Below are 14,868 nucleotides of genomic sequence, written 5' to 3'. Positions count from 1 at the left end.
TTTAATGGTATTATCAACGCTCATTCATGCTAGATGGATATTGCAGATTATTACCGACAGTTAGGACTGAGGTCAGGTGCGAGTTTATCGCAAGTTAAGACCTCTTATCGGCAGTTAGCGAGACAGTATCACCCCGATGTGAATCCGGGAAACGAACAGGCTAAGAATAAGTTTATTGCTATTACTGAGGCTTATAAGTTCCTGGTGAAGGTTGCCCCCCACCATGTTGCGGAGTCGAAAGTTGCCAATTCAACTGTGCCGCCTACTTCGACACCGCCGGATCAGGGGGTGAAAGCTCAACCCCAGGCAGTTAAGGTGACTCGAAAAGAGGCCGCGGTTCAATCTAATGCGGATTTGTCGGCGGCGGAACAAAAGTTAAAGCAAGATGCTTATTGTGAATTGCAGCAGTTGCTGAAATATCAGAGGTTCCCGCGGGCGATCGCCTTGATTGAGGGTTTGGCCCAGCGGGTTCCCGAAGATTTGGAGGTGCGTCAGTGGCAGGCGATCGCCTATCAGCGCTGGGGACGGCATTTGATCGGAGAAAAGCAGGTTGATAAGGCGAGAATTTATTTGAAAAAGGCTGTGAAAACTGACCCTCACAATCGGGCTTTGTGGGCGGAAGTTGAGCGGGATTTTCGCAGGTTGGAACAGATTTATTGAAGCGATGTTGCCTCCCCCTCTTTCAGGGGGTCTGCGTCGTGAATGTTTAATTTTTCTAATTTTTCTAAAATAACTTGGGTATTTTCAGGTCGGTTTTCTGGTAGCGGTTCCATCAATTCGTCGATCGACTCTAGGAGTAACGGGTCAATATCTACAGCCTGGTTCCTCCAATTAATTTTACCAGTTTTTTCATTAACGGGAAAGTCGATCGGCTCTAGGCCTGTTAATAAATGTACAAAAGTACGCCCTAGGGCAAAAAAGTCCGATCGCACGTCTGCTTTACCTAGAATTTGTTCCGGTGCGGCGTATCCCGCAGAACCTATTGGTGCGGTATCTATATCTGCTTCTGTGGCGGCGCCGAAGTCAATTAATCTCAATTTTCCATTGGCTTCTACCATCAGGTTGGATGGCTTAATATCCCGATGCACTACATGATATTTGTGGATTTCCTGCAAAATATAAAGCATTTGTTGCAGCCAATCAAGAGCGAGCTTTTGAGAAACGTACTGTTTTTTAGTTAATAATTCTGCAAAGTTTTCTCCGCTAATTTTTTCCATCACCAAACAAGACAATTTCTGGAAATTATTGGGGAGTTTAATTGGGAAATAACCATCAGGTTCGACTTGGGGAACTGAGCCCTTTCCGGCAAGCCAAATCAAAACTCGCGCTTCTTGCTTGACCAAGCGAACTAAATCGGGATTGTGGGTATGTTTCAAGACTTTTAAAATTTTGACAGTTCCCCATTCGTTTTCCCCGGTTCCCAAATCTTCGACTTCAAAGATGTCTGTGGGGCGTGCGGGATTGGGCGATCGCACTGGTTTAAGGATACGATAGCGATCGCCAATTAACAAATCCGTGCCACAAGCCTGACAATTTTGAGCAGCAGCAGGATTTTCACGTTGTTCGCATTGAGGGTTGATGCAGTAAATCATCGGCCTTGATACGTCCACGACTGACGGATTTAACAAATTGATTCAATTATTAGCATAAAACCCAGCAGTTCTGACCTTACTACTGGGTTTATATTTACCGCCCATTTACGCACGCTATCACATTTAAGTCAAGGATTTAAGATTAATAGCATCGCGCTCTACCGATTGAGCTACCCCCCTGCGTTTGGTAGAGGGGGCTGGATATGAGCCAGCAACCTCGATGATGTTATTTTTTCCTGACATTCGTTTTTGCGATCGGCGGTGAATGCTGAGTTTAGAGTAATAACTTGCTGTTGAATTTGTACGCAATGCTGCCTCTGCCGATTGGGCTACCCCCCTATTTTGGGTAGGAGGGACAGGAGTCGAACCTGCACTATCACATTTGTACGGTTTAAGTTGAAGTTTTAGATTGAGCTTGTACTCTGTTTATATCTTAAACTATAACTATCAAAAAAGCAAGCATTCAGCGGAAAATAAACTGAAAAATTCTTTCTCCCACTCTCTGTTCCTCAACTTCAGAATTATTAGCTTCTTCGCGGGCGAACATAACAGCTTGCTGCAAGATTTCCACCCTTTGTAGCAACTCATTGATCCGCCGTGCTGGTAAAGATCCAGAAAACTTGACCGTCCGCCAATAGCCGATCGTAATATCTTCGTAATAAACATCGACTTGAGCCGGATGGTGTTCGGTAGCTTCAGCTTTAACGTGATTGCGCGGAGTTTTAAAAGTCTTGAGAGTTTGCACCGGTTCTGTTGCCCAGCAGTCGGCCGAAGCATCGAAGTTCCAAGTCTCGGAAGCATCTAAGACGGGAAGTTTTTTGATGAATGCTTGCAAATCTGCTAACTGCTTTTCAATGAATAGCAAATAGCTGACGGGAACTTGGCTCAAAAGCACATTTCCGTCTACAGTTACGTCCGCGCGGGCGCTACAATTTGTCCAATCTTTGGTTGCTGTTACGTCGAAGAGTTTGGTCAAAACTTCAGTTGTTTTGCGGATAATCTCTTCTGCTTTGACTTCAACTTTTTTGGACTCTGGCGGCAGTTGTTCGCCTTCTTCGTCTTTGGGGCGGTATGTACGGGAGATTCCAGAAAGCACAGCGGGCTTCTGGAGTGCTTTTTGAGCTTCTGCTAGTTCTTGGACGGAGCGGCTTTTGATGCCTTTTTCGATCGCAATAATCTGATTTAAACGTGGCATTGTTCGATGTTATTGACGCTGAACTCATATCAAGCCGGGTTAATACTGATAATCAAATTGTTTGTCCTGTGGCTTTTAGGGCTTTGATAACTCTCCCTCCTCAGTACAAACCTCACGATCGTTCTTTAACCAAACTTGCTCATTTTGTAGTATGTCATACTTCGTGTAAAATTACAAGCTTTCTTTTCTAGGCGCGGTGCCAAGAAATCCCGCCGCTACCCGTGCCCAGCAATTTATCTCTCAAAAACTCGGCAAAATCTCTAGCGTCGCTACCAAAGCGTAGCAAATATCACTCTTTGTTAGCGCTGCGACTACCTCTGGAGATAGATGCGGAAATCCCTCCCAGGGCGCGTTGTCAGATCGGGAAACATTTCTTAACATATAGATAACAAAGGGAATCCGAGGAGACACCAAAAATCCTTAAGCCCTTGGGGGTGCCCCGGTTAATCAGACTTTTCGCAAACAAGGGCTAAATCAATGAACAAGCAGCAAAACTCCGAAGTTTCAGCATTTTTGCCCATGCTCCAAAAAGGCATTTGGCTGTTTGGGATTCTCTCTTGGATATTCGGGCTGACAGATAGAACTATTGCACTATTATCTGACGGATATTTGTCGGCGGTTGATATTGTCCAGCTATTTACAGCATCATTTTTCTTCATTAGCTGGCTGTTTTTAAGCCCATTTTTGGGCCTTAACTCCCAGAGTCAGCCGAAGGAAGAAGCATCTCCCTAGTTTTTAAGTTGTAATGTTAGTTTCTCGATCGCTATGAGTTTCTTCTGGGGCAAAGCGGGCCGGCCAAATGCGATCGCAGAAAAACAAAGTTCCCGCCGTCACGCACAGCGGAATCGCCAACAGATTCAACAGCGGAATGCTCACCAAACCCAAACAAACCAAACCAAAACTCCCGCTGGCCGGCAAACTCGCCCAAATTATCTCCAACTTCTCCTGAAAAGGTCGCCTCCGCCTCTCCAAAGGTGCATCTAAAAAGTCCAAACAGACAATAGTCGCGCCCAAAGCTACGCCACCCAAGCTGCTAAGAATAGAGCCGACACCAGGGAGAAAATTTAGCAGCAGCAGGGGTATACCGACGCTCAACAAAATTTGTAGTTTTCGCAGTTCAAAGGCGATCGCCCTTTGAATATCCCCAAAACTACTCGCCAAATTCATTGGTGCTTCTGCGGGCAATTGACCGTTCCGCAGCAGTTCCAATTGTTCGGAAAGTTTGCCGTACCAGGGCGAACCTAAAATCACGCCAAACTGCACTAACAAAAATCCAATTATCAGCAAAAGTCCTGACACTAGGAGTACGCGCAGCAGCCAGCCGAAAGCGACGGTTAACGCGCCGAGAAAACTCAGCCAAGCTGGCCAACTCGCAATTAGAGCATTAAATCGGACGGACAAATCGGCAACTAAAACGTCTATCCCTGCCAAACTGGGAAATAGCAAGCTTAAATAAAGACCAATACCAATTATAAAATTTAGCACCACGGGAACTAATACATAAGTCCACAGCTTGGGAGTTTGCAAAATCAGCGTGAAAGCTCGCAAAGGATAGGTGAAGCCTGCCAGGAGTCGAATTGGTGCGGTAATGGCGGCGTGGGCGGGGTTTGAATTTAGCTGTTTTGACATATTTTCTGCTTTTGAGGACTCGACTCTATTTTCTATCATCCACTTTCCATTATTATTGCTGATGAGGATTTATCGCAGGTAGCCCAACAGTGAAGCTTTTTATTTACCATACCCCGGAACTTACGCCAGCCGACAAAATGCCGGCTTGCGCGATCGCAGTTGATGTGCTGCGGGCGACTACGACAATGGCAACGGCCCTGAATAATGGGGCAGAAGCTGTCCAAGTTTTCAGCGACTTAGATAAGCTGATGGCCGAGAGCGAAAAATGGCCTGCAGATAAGCGGATTCGCGCTGGAGAGCGTGGCGGCGGCAAAGTTGACGGATTTGACATGGGGAATTCTCCCCTCGACTGCACGCCAGAAAAGGTGACTGAGAAGCGAATTTTTATCAGCACAACTAACGGTACTCGGGCTCTGCAGCGAGTGCAAGCTGCGGCAACTGTGTTAACGGCGGCTTTGATTAACCGCAAATCTGTGGTGCAGTTTTTGTTAAATAAACAGCCGGAAACTATTTGGATTGTGGGTTCTGGTTGGGAAGGGAGTTATTCGTTGGAAGATACGGTTTGTGCTGGTGCGATCGCCCAAAGTCTCCTGGCAGAAAGCGGTATTCCTGCGAGCGATTTTGCTGGTAACGATGAAGTATTTGGGGCTATTGCTCTTTATTTGCAGTGGCAAGATAGGTTGCACGAATTGTTGGAAAGGGCCAGCCACGGTCAGCGCCTCCTCGGTTTAGGTGTTATTGAAGATTTAAAATATTGCGCGCAAACGGATACTTTAGATGTGCTGCCGATGCAGCGAGAACCGGGAGTTTTGGTTAAGTCTGATTTTAAAATTCCTCAAGCTAATTTCTGGGTTCCATCATCAGAAAAAACGGCGAATTGAAATTTTCTGCGAATGCAGTATTAGGAATGAGAATTAAATAACTTACAATGCGTGATGGTTCTTGTGGGATGGGCGTCCCGCCCGTCCAGAAAGGGCGGGCGGGACGCCCAACCCCTACTCCCCACTTTCAAGAGTGTAAATTATTTAATTCGCGCTCATTAGTAAGGTGCGCCTAGGCGCACCCTACGGAAATTAGTAGGTAGTTAGTGAACAATATTTTTTTTAAGCCAGTAGAATTAAACATACTCGGTAGGAACACAAAATTGTTTTGCTCCTAGTCTATTGCAGGCAATTGAGAATTGCTGCATTCACCGCCGAACCGCTGAATTAAACACTCGGCAATTCTGGCTGCTGCACCGGGTTCTCCCATGCGCCGCCAGCCATTTTCAGCGATTAGCTGCAACCTGTCGGGGTCGCGGAGCAAAGACTGCACGGCGCCGGCAACTTCAGCGGGATGTTTGACTAAAATTAATGACGGGCCTAACAGGCGACTTTGAGCTTCTGCAAAGGCTGGAGTAAATTGCGGGCCTTTTCCGGGAATGGCGATCGCCGGTTTTCCTAAACCTACAAATTGTTCTGTAGCAGTTCCGGCCATTGCTATTGCTAAATCGGCTTCGTACAAACAATCGTTAAAACTTTGCTGAGTCAAAATCATCGTGGCGTTTCTCTGCACAAATGTCAGGGGCAATAGTAAATTAGGAGATTCTTGCTGAATTTCTTGAGCGCTAGAAACAGGAGGCCGCAAAATACTTCCTTCTCGCCGCTGTGTTCTAATTTCGCCGTCTTGTCGCCAGCCGAAAAATTCTAAACTAGGTCGCAAAGCTTCTAGATTCAACTCTGGAGAAATGGCTCCGAAAAATAACAATTTGCGATCGGCAAACAGCGATAAAATTCCGGCTACAGCCTCTACTATTAGCAGCCAATTAGCATAGGCTTCCGGCGCTCTAGAACCGGGGAGTAAGGTGATGATGAGCGATCGCTCGATTTCCCGAAACTCTGCGTCAGGGCCGTAAAAACCGGCGGGGTTTTCCGGTTCGAGTCCGTCCATCATCGGGTTTCCGAGATCGTAAGCGGGAATGCCCAGCTTTTGTAAAGTCTCGGCGGTCAGCGCGTCCCTGGCAAAAACGGCTCTACAGCGCGATCGAGTCATCAACCAGCGTTCCCAAGGCAAATAAACCGATCGCGACCAACTCCACCCACCAAAGACCCTGGATTTGCGAGCCAGAGGCCCGTCCTCGTCCCGCAAATAATACTCGGACTTGGCAGTACCGACAAAGGCATAGGGCGCGCCGCCCAGCCAAGCAAACAGCAGCGGTACAATATCCCCGCAGGCTAAAATAACGCCGTCTTGATTCCCAGACTGTTGTTGCGATCGCACCCAAGCGCGGATGGCTTTAAACTGAGCGATGGTCAACTGAAGCAGGCCGCCTTTGACATCGCGCAAAAATTCCCTCCCGTCCATGTAAATAAAGCCGCCCGAAGGCATTCGCTGCACCGGGCCGATGATGCGGGCGTTTTCTAGTTGAGCGAAAGCTTGCCCTTCACCCACTAGCGGAAACACGGCTAATTCTGGCGGATGCGGGTGCTGTTGCAGTTCCTGCAAGATGCGAAGGGCGATCGCGTCTTCTCCGTGGCCGTTACTGAGGCAAAGTAATTTCAATCCCAACTCTCTCAAAAACTGTCTCTGAATATATAGAAGCAAGATTAGCCGCAGGATGCAAGGTGGTATAGCCGGATGTTGAAGTAAGTGGATCGCCGATCGCACGAGTCCGGGACTTTTTGGTAAAATAGCAGATGAAACTCTATTTTATAGGTAAAATCGGATGGTACAAACCCTGCCAAAATCTTTGACTCTCCAAGAGTTTCTGAAGTTGCCAGAAACCAAACCTGCCAGCGAGTACATTGACGGTGCAATCATTCAAAAACCCATGCCTCAAGGAGAACATAGTGTCATTCAAGGCGAGTTGACAAGTGCTGCTAATGCTACTCTCAAACCTCAAAAGGTGGCGCGAGCATTTCCAGAACTACGGTGCATTTTTGGCGGTCGAGCGATCGTTCCAGACGTGACTGTATTCACTTGGGAGCGCATTCCCCGTAAAGAAAATGGTGGTGTGGCAAATGTGTTTGCGATCGCCCCGGATTGGACAATTGAAATCCTCTCCCCCGACCAAAGCCAAACTAAAGTTACTAAAAATATTTTACATTGTCTCAAGCACGGAACTCAAATGGGTTGGTTAATCGATCCAGAGGAGCGATCGGTTTTTGTATATCGGCCGACTCAATCAACTGAGGTGTTTGACGAACCGGAACAGTTATTGCCCATGCCATTTTTTGCCAGGGAATTGCAACTGACAGTAGGAGAATTATTTGGTTGGCTATTAGAGTGATATCATGTCCGGTCGCTCGATCGGACATGATATCACTACTGACCACTGACTACTGACTACTGACCGAAAGCATCCAGGATACAAGCCCCCGGATTCATCCGTCCAGAAATAAAAAACCTGTATCCGAGAAACTTGCCCCCCGAATTTATCCGTGGAGTCAATACTTCAATTCTTTAATCTAAAATCTAAAATCTAAAATCGATTGACTACTGACTACTGACTACTGACTACTGACTACTGACCATCGATATATTGGTTTAAAGTATTCCGAATTTGTTTGAGCTGAAATCCCTTAGCAAGTTGGCGCAGCTTCAAGACAAACGGCACTAGATTAGGTTCTAAAGTCTCCAGCTTAGCACTCTCCTCAAAAATTTCTTCAATGTCGCCCATAGCTGCGAGTTTCAAAAGTTTTGCTACCGACTCAGAAGCCGCAGGTAACAGAGAAGAATAAGCAGGAAAATTAGAGGCTGGTGACAAACTGGGAGTTTTGCGCTTGTTGTTTTCCGAAGATTCCCCATAAATCCATTCTAGTCCCAAATGCACGCGCAACTGTTCCAAAAAGTGATTTGCTTCGATCGGTTTGGGAAGAAAAGCATCGTACCCTGCGAGGATGCTATCTTGCTGCATAGCCTCGAAAACGCTAGCTGACATAGCGATTAACACAACATCTTTTACTTCCGGCAACTGCCGCAGTTTTCTTGCACTTTCTAAGCCATCCATTACAGGCATCCGCAAGTCCATTAAAATCACATCTGGTTGAAATTCAACTGTTTTGCAGAGGCATTCTTGCCCGTTTTGGGCCTCGACAACATCAAATCCCAAACGCCGCAGCAGCCTGCACAACAAATCGCGATCTAGTTGATTGTCATCGACGATTAGCACTTTCCGCTTGTTGCCGATAAAACCGACAACCCAGCGTTTTTCCTGCAAAGGAGACACCTCCAAGTACCGTTTAGCTGCTGGCAATTCTAAATCTACCCAAAAAGTGCTGCCTTTTCCCAAAGTGCTGTGAACGCGAATTTCGGCACCCATTAGTTTCGCTAATTTCTGGCTAATCGAGAGTCCGAGACCTGTACCTTCAACAAATGTATTGGATCCTACTTGGTGGAAAGGCAAAAATATTTCTTCTAACTTGCTTTGCTCTATTCCCGTGCCGGTATCCTCGACTTGAAAGCGGATTTTTAAAGCGTGTTTGGCTGCGATCGCCTTGTGGGCGAAGCGCATATAATTTTCTTTCAGTTCCGAACTCAAAGTCGAGAACTCATAATTTTCTCCTTGCCCTCGAATCCAGGCCCCTGTGCCGACATAGCCGACTTTGAAAGTCACACCGCCACTGTTAGTAAATTTAACGGCATTGCTGAGTAAATTTATGAGAATTTGGCGCAATATTTTTGGATCGACACGAACGCAGCTAGGCAGGGGAGAGACTTGTTCGTAATTGAAGAAAATTTCTTTTTGAGAGGTCCGCATCTGAAAGAGATCAGCAATGTTTTTCGTAAAATTTAGAAAATTTAACTCTTCCGGGTAGAGTTCCATTTTTCTAGCTTCAATTTTGGAAAGATCTAAAACATCGTTGATTAACATCAGCAGGTGTTGACCGCACTGTTGAATATTGCTGAGACTTTCTTGGTGATCTGAGTTTAAGTCTTTGTCGGTTTTGAGGATTTGAGCGTAACCTAAAACGCCGTTTAAAGGCGTGCGTAGTTCGTGGCTCATATTGGCAAGAAATTCGCTTTTGGCGCGGTTGGCGCTTTCTGCGGCTAATGCAGCTTGTTGGAGGGCCGATTCTGCAAGTTTGCGATCGGCAATTTCGGTTTGTGCTTGTTCAAATAGCGTCGATTGCTGGATCGCGATCGCCAATTGCACGCACAATTGCCGGAGGGATTCTATTTCTGAGGCATCCCAGGGACGGGGACCGCTGCAATCCTGGGCGATCAGCAGTCCCCAGAGCTGATTTTCTGCGGTCTGTTGGGTCGGGGAAATGTTTTCTCGTGCTTTTAAAATCGGTACTATTAAGTTAGCTTTTACTTCAATTCCTTCGAGAAACTGTATGTGGCATTCCGTCAAATTTTCCAGGTAAATATTTTCCATACATCTAATACCGCCTTGCTGATAAATATCAACAAATTTCTCTTTAAAACAGCCATCAAGATTGTTAAAATTTCGCAGCGAAATTCTATCTTTTGCCACTGATTCCACAACTACAAAGCCGCTCCAGTCGGGATTAAAACGGTAAATAACTGTGCGGTCTGTTTGCAAAAAGTGCCGCACTTCTTCGACAGCAGTGCTGAGGACTTCTTCTAAATTTAGGGAGGAGCGAATGCGATCGAGCATGGCAACTACCAGCCGTTCTCGCCTTAATTGCTGCTGCAGTGCTATCTCCGCTTGTTTGCGTTCGGTGATGTCGGTAATTACTCCCACTAACCCGATTAAATGACCAGTTTCATCTTTAATGCCGTCGGCGCGAAATAAAGTTGTTACCAGTTTGTTGTTTTTAGTGTTGATTTTGAGTTCGCCTTGCCAAGATTTGCCTTTACGGATCGTTTTAAACATTTCTAGCAGCACTTTAGTTTGGGGGTAAATTGCTGTTAATCCGCCTGCTGTGTTTAGTTCTTCTGCGGTGTAGCCGTACTGTTGAACAAAGGCTTGATTGTGGTATAGCGATCGCCCTGTCAAGTCAGCAATGCCGATCGCATCGCTGGTGCTTTCCACCGCTTGAGTAACTCGCAGCAAATCTAATTCTGCTTGTTTGCGATCGCTAATATCAGTAATAGTGCCGATATAGCCTTTAATTTCCTGCTTGTCTCCGATTTCTGCAATTGCCTGACCGATCACCCAGATTACACGACCATCTGGACGCTGAAATCGGTATTCTGATTTAAAAGGAATTTTCTCAAAAATTGCTTGATGCCATTCATTTTTTACCCGCTCCGTATCATCGGGGTGTATGGCATTCATCCAGCCAGTTTCTGCTGCAAATTCTGCGTTTAATCCCGTAATTTCGTTCCACCGCTGATTCACATAAAGGCAATTTCCCAAGGTGTCGGTATGGAATATGCAAACTGGCGATGCTTCTGCTAAAGTTTGGTAGCGGCGCTGGCTCGATCGCAGGGCTGATTCTACCTGTTTTCTATTAGTTATATCGCGGACTATAGAAATGATTTCGCCACCGACAAGCATTGTCAGCGACAATTCTTGAGGGAACTTAGTACCGTCACGGCGCTGACCGATTGCTTCTATATTGCAGTACCCTTTTTGCAGAAGCATCGGCATTATTTGTAATTCAAAAAATATATTTTCTGTTTTGCTGTAGAGCATTTTCCATTTCTTCCCATACAGTTCGCTAGGGCTAGCCAAGCCGTACATTTTGAGATAAGCGTCGTTGGAATAAATACATTCTTTATTATTATTAAAAATCGCGATTCCGTCATAAGCAGCTGCCATTGCTACTGCTTGGCGCTGGAGTTGAGACTCTGCTTGTTTACGAGACGTAATGTCGTGGCCGACTGAGTAGATTAAACCTTCTTCGCTAAATGGCGATGCCGTCCACAGGAAGCATTTGTAAGAACCGTCTTTGCAGATGTAGCGGTTTTCAAAGGAGATACTGGACGTACCTGCTATTAGTTTTGCTCCTTCGGCTGCGGTAGCTTTTCGATCGTCTGGATGAACAAATTCGATCATTGGCTTGGCAAACAATTCACTAATACTGTAGCCTAAAGCTGTTGACCAAGCTGGGTTTAAACGTTTAAAATGACCGTCAAAACCTACAATACAAAGCAAGTCTAAGGAGATGGTGAAAAACCGATAGCGCTCTATTTGTGCCTGCTTTAATTCAGTGATATCCATCACTAAACCGTCCCAGAGAATATCGCCTTCGCTGCCAGATTTGCTCTCATTATTGAGCCTTTCTGGTCTCGCAGATCCTTGCAGCCACTTAACTTTTCCAGATGGTAAAGTCTGCCGCCACTGCTGCTGCCAAGGTTCCAGCGTAGTGGCTGAAATTGCGATCGATGCTTTTAAATCTAAGAGGTCGTCTGGGTGAATTCCCTTGGAAATCAGTTCCGCATTTTGCTCTATTGCTTCTGCCTCTAATTCGTAGAGTTGCCGGCTCCCTGAAGAGATGTAGGGGAAAGATATTTTTCCAGTGGCTGACCTTCGTAATTGATAAATTATTCCCGGCAGGTTAGCTACCAATTTTTGAAAGCGAGCTTCGCTTTCTTCCAGGGCTTTTTGTTGCTGTCTGTATTCGGTAAAATCTCTAATTGTACCCACTATTACTTTACTGCCGTCAGCTATTTTGAAGACGCTTTTTTTGGTAGAAATTATGTGTTTTTTTCCGACCGAGTCTGTGAATTCTTCTTCGGTTTCCAAGCAGACACCCGTTGTCAATACTTCTTCATCTTTTGTCCAAAAAACAGCAGCTTCTGATGGGGGGAAAAAGTCATAATCTGATTTGCCGATCAGTTCTTGCCGCGATTTCCCGACCAACTGACAAAAAGCATCATTTAATATCATCCAGCGGTGTTGCTCGTCTTTGACAAAAATTGGGTCTGGCGTAGCATTTATGGTGTGGTTTAAAAATTCTTCGGACGCTTTCAGTTTTGCTTCGTAGCGGTAGCGATCGCTCACGTCTAAGACTACTTCGATTATCCGGTCGATAGACCCGTCCAGGCGGCGGATGCAGCGCAGGGAAACTCGCGTGTGAACTATTTCGCCGTTTTTTCTGAGCCACTTTTTGTCTAAGATGTAACCGTCGAGCCTACCTGTTAACATCTGAGAAAATTTTTCACAATTAGCCTCCAAATCCTCTGGATGAGTCAACTCTAGCCAATTCTTTTGCACGAGTTCGTAGCGCTCATAGCCCAGCAAATTGCACAGGGCATCGTTAACTTCTATCCAGTGGCAATTTAGAGGAATTTCGCTATCAATAATTGGAGCGATGATGGCAATGCCGATCAGGGAATTTTCCACCACCGAGCGATATTTTTCTTCACTTTTTCGCAAAGCATCTTGACTGTTCTGGCGTTCTATGGCGTAACGGAGCGATCGAATTAACAGTTCGCTGTCGATTTTTCTTTTTACCAAATAATCCTGTACGCCGACCGAAATCAACCGCAGGGCAAGTTCTTCGTCGTTTTGGGCGGTCAGAACTACGATCGGCACATTTACCCCGTACTCTTGTACGCGAGCCACAGTCTCGATTCCCAGACTATCTGGCAATGAAAGGTCTAATAAAATTATGTCAAAAGTTTCTTGATTCAATCGCTGCTGCGCCTCGCTGAGGCGCTCTACTTTCGTCAGCACTATACGCTGCGCGCCGCCTATTTCTGACAGCAAATCTTCAATCAGCTCAGCTTCATGAGGGTTGTCTTCTACTAACAGAACTTTAAAGCAGATAGGAGGCAAAGCTAAGTTAAAAACTGCTTTCATAATATTTTTGTATCAAGTAAATATTAAACTAACTTGGATTTTACCTTTTATTTTCACTGCCATCATTCAATTGCACGTACACAGAGAGCGATCGTCATATTTGGGAGGGTAAGCAAGCGTTACTAAAATTATGTTTAATAAATAAAATTATATCACGCACCAACTCGACTGTCAACGGAAAATGTTTTTTATTCTAACGGGCAATTTATACAACTAATAAAAGCAATGCAACTGTACCCCATATCCCCACCCTGATACTCACACTCCTTCCCAATTATTCAAGGCTTTCATCTCCCCTATTAAATAGTATTAACTTCTAAATTATATCTTCTCGGTTAGGATTTATAATATAGAAACTAATTAATCTTACCTACGTTATAGCTGATACCTTTTGGCGAAATTATTCTTCAATTAAGCCAGAGTAAAGTAAAAAGTAGAACCTTGCTCCGGTTCCGATTCCACCCAGATACATCCGCCGTGAAGTTCCACAATTTTTTGACAAATTGCTAAACCAATACCTGTCCCCGAATATTCTTTTTGAGTGTGCAAGCGCTGGAAAATTTGAAAAATGCGTTTTTGATGCTGCGGAGCAATCCCAATTCCATTATCTGAGACAGAAATTAACCAGTTTTCCTCCTGCTGGCAAGCGGTAATATGAACCACAGGCGGTGCATCGTGGCGATATTTAATCGCATTGCTGACTAAATTTTGAAAGAGCTGTACGAGTTGAGAAATATCCCCCATTACCGCGGGTAATTCGCTGTAGGTGACAACGGCTTTAGTCTCGTGGATCGCCCCTTGCAGGTTCGCGAGTGCTTGCTCTACTGCATGATTGCAATCTGTCAGTTGAAAAGGTTTCCGACTCCGGCCCACGCGCGAATATTCGAGTAAATCGTCAATTAAAGTTTGCATTCTGGTGCAGCCCTGAACGATATTACCGATAAACTTACTACCTTGGCTGTCGAGTTGGTCTTTGTAGCGTTTTTCTAAAAGTTGAGCGTAACTGGCAATGGTTGCTAAAGGCGCTTGCAAGTCGTGAGAAGCCACATAAGCAAATTGTTCTAGTTCTGCATTTGAACGCGCCAATTCTTGGTTAGATTTTAAGAGAGCAGATTCGGCGCGCTGGCGGTGGGATATCTCTTGTTGGAGTACCAAGTTTTGCTCTTGCAGAGCTTTTTCAACAGCGCGACGGGTGCTGATTTCTTGTTGCAAGATTTGGTTTTTTTCCTGAAGAGTTTTTTCGACGGCTAAGCGGCTCGTGATTTCTTCTTGCAGCAGCATATTTTGTTCTTTTAGCTGCTTTTGTAAATTACGCAGGCTGAGGTGACTTTCGATGCGGGCGAGCACTTCTTCAAACTGAAATGGCTTGCTGATATAGTCAACAGCTCCCACAGCAAATGCGTTTACTTTGTCAAATACTTCATCTTTAGCGCTGATAAAAATTACCGGAATTTCGCGAGTTTTTGCTTCTATTTTTAAGTGCTGACAGACTTCGTAGCCGTTCATTTCCGGCATCATTATGTCGAGCAAAATCAAATCTGGTGGATTAGAATTGCAGGCTCTCAAAGCCATTTTTCCGTTAATCACGCAGCGGGGGGTGTACCCCCTCTGAGTCAACATCGTAGACAACAGACGCAGGTTTTCTGGTGTATCGTCTACTACTAAAATGTTTCCTAACGGCGTCCCTGGTTGCTGATTGTTCATTGATTATTTCCCTGTTCAGGTTTTCTTCACAAAAAATGTTGGCAGCTATT

At 45.4% G+C, this 14,868-nt stretch carries 11 protein-coding genes; 4 read left to right on the top strand and 7 right to left on the bottom strand.

All coding sequences use genetic code 11. The features are described 5' to 3' along the window. Positions 1-33 precede the first annotated feature (33 nt). Entirely contained in the window at positions 34-660 is a 627-nt protein-coding gene (locus tag QUB08_RS08905; protein WP_333224392.1) for a DnaJ domain-containing protein, read from the top strand. Here QUB08_RS08905 and QUB08_RS08900 read toward each other — a convergent pair. From QUB08_RS08900 to QUB08_RS08890, 3 genes are all read right to left on the bottom strand, one after another. Beyond that, complete coding sequence (locus QUB08_RS08900) at positions 654-1,610, bottom strand: serine/threonine-protein kinase (RefSeq protein WP_333224391.1); 957 nt, start codon at positions 1,608-1,610, stop codon at positions 654-656. The genes QUB08_RS08905 and QUB08_RS08900 overlap by 7 nt on opposite strands. Before the next feature lie 105 nt (positions 1,611-1,715). Then, positions 1,716-1,901: a hypothetical protein gene (locus QUB08_RS08895; protein WP_333224389.1), complete on the bottom strand. Its 186-nt coding sequence runs from the start codon at positions 1,899-1,901 to the stop codon at positions 1,716-1,718. A 154-nt stretch (positions 1,902-2,055) separates the two neighbouring features. After that, a complete protein-coding gene (locus QUB08_RS08890) occupies positions 2,056-2,787 on the bottom strand; it encodes a DUF7873 family protein (RefSeq protein ID WP_333224388.1) in 732 nt (243 codons plus the stop codon). Between the two features lie 477 nt (positions 2,788-3,264). Between QUB08_RS08890 and QUB08_RS08885 the strand changes: the two genes are divergently transcribed. Then, positions 3,265-3,519, top strand: coding sequence for a hypothetical protein (locus QUB08_RS08885; protein ID WP_333224386.1), 255 nt, complete (start codon positions 3,265-3,267; stop codon positions 3,517-3,519). A gap of 3 nt (positions 3,520-3,522) precedes the next feature. Here QUB08_RS08885 and QUB08_RS08880 read toward each other — a convergent pair whose 3' ends face one another. Further along, entirely contained in the window at positions 3,523-4,416 is an 894-nt protein-coding gene (locus QUB08_RS08880) for an EI24 domain-containing protein (RefSeq protein ID WP_445300903.1), read from the bottom strand. Between the two features lie 89 nt (positions 4,417-4,505). Between QUB08_RS08880 and QUB08_RS08875 the strand changes: the two genes are divergently transcribed. Beyond that, complete coding sequence (locus tag QUB08_RS08875; RefSeq protein ID WP_333224382.1) at positions 4,506-5,297, top strand: 2-phosphosulfolactate phosphatase family protein; 792 nt, start codon at positions 4,506-4,508, stop codon at positions 5,295-5,297. Between the two features lie 274 nt (positions 5,298-5,571). On the opposite strand, the gene QUB08_RS08870 is transcribed toward QUB08_RS08875, so the two are convergent. Beyond that, positions 5,572-6,957: a lipid-A-disaccharide synthase-related protein gene (locus QUB08_RS08870; protein ID WP_333224381.1), complete on the bottom strand. Its 1,386-nt coding sequence runs from the start codon at positions 6,955-6,957 to the stop codon at positions 5,572-5,574. Between the two features lie 163 nt (positions 6,958-7,120). On the opposite strand from QUB08_RS08870, the gene QUB08_RS08865 reads away from it, so the two are divergent. Next, the gene (locus QUB08_RS08865) at positions 7,121-7,684 is read left to right on the top strand and encodes a Uma2 family endonuclease (protein WP_333224380.1); all 564 of its coding nucleotides are present in this window, start codon (positions 7,121-7,123) and stop codon (positions 7,682-7,684) included. Between the two features lie 234 nt (positions 7,685-7,918). Here the strand turns inward: QUB08_RS08865 and QUB08_RS08860 are convergent, their stop codons facing one another. After that, positions 7,919-13,114 carry a PAS domain S-box protein gene (locus QUB08_RS08860; RefSeq protein WP_333224379.1) on the bottom strand — a complete coding sequence of 1,732 codons (5,196 nt, stop codon included), beginning with the start codon at positions 13,112-13,114 and terminating at the stop codon, positions 7,919-7,921. Positions 13,115-13,525: 411 nt separating this feature from the next. Further along, the gene (locus QUB08_RS08855; RefSeq protein ID WP_333224378.1) at positions 13,526-14,818 is read right to left on the bottom strand and encodes an ATP-binding protein; all 1,293 of its coding nucleotides are present in this window, start codon (positions 14,816-14,818) and stop codon (positions 13,526-13,528) included. Positions 14,819-14,868: the final 50 nt, after the last annotated feature.

Origin of the sequence: Microcoleus sp. BR0-C5 (assembly GCF_036705045.1) — a bacterium.
GTDB lineage: Bacteria > Cyanobacteriota > Cyanobacteriia > Cyanobacteriales > Microcoleaceae > Microcoleus.
The sequence above is the reverse complement of the archived record's forward strand: the minus strand, read 5'-3'. Positions and strand labels throughout refer to the sequence as shown.

Bases quoted from the DNA above. Each gene is read 5' to 3' on its own strand.
- QUB08_RS08905 (WP_333224392.1), top strand. From the start codon at position 34: ATGGATATTGCAGATTATTACCGACAGTTAGGACTGAGGTCAGGTGCG.
- QUB08_RS08890 (WP_333224388.1), bottom strand. From the start codon at position 2,787: ATGCCACGTTTAAATCAGATTATTGCGATCGAAAAAGGCATCAAAAGC.
- QUB08_RS08885 (WP_333224386.1), top strand. From the start codon at position 3,265: ATGAACAAGCAGCAAAACTCCGAAGTTTCAGCATTTTTGCCCATGCTC.
- QUB08_RS08880 (WP_445300903.1), bottom strand. From the start codon at position 4,416: ATGTCAAAACAGCTAAATTCAAACCCCGCCCACGCCGCCATTACCGCA.
- QUB08_RS08865 (WP_333224380.1), top strand. From the start codon at position 7,121: ATGGTACAAACCCTGCCAAAATCTTTGACTCTCCAAGAGTTTCTGAAG.
- QUB08_RS08860 (WP_333224379.1), bottom strand. From the start codon at position 13,114: ATGAAAGCAGTTTTTAACTTAGCTTTGCCTCCTATCTGCTTTAAAGTT.
- QUB08_RS08855 (WP_333224378.1), bottom strand. From the start codon at position 14,818: ATGAACAATCAGCAACCAGGGACGCCGTTAGGAAACATTTTAGTAGTA.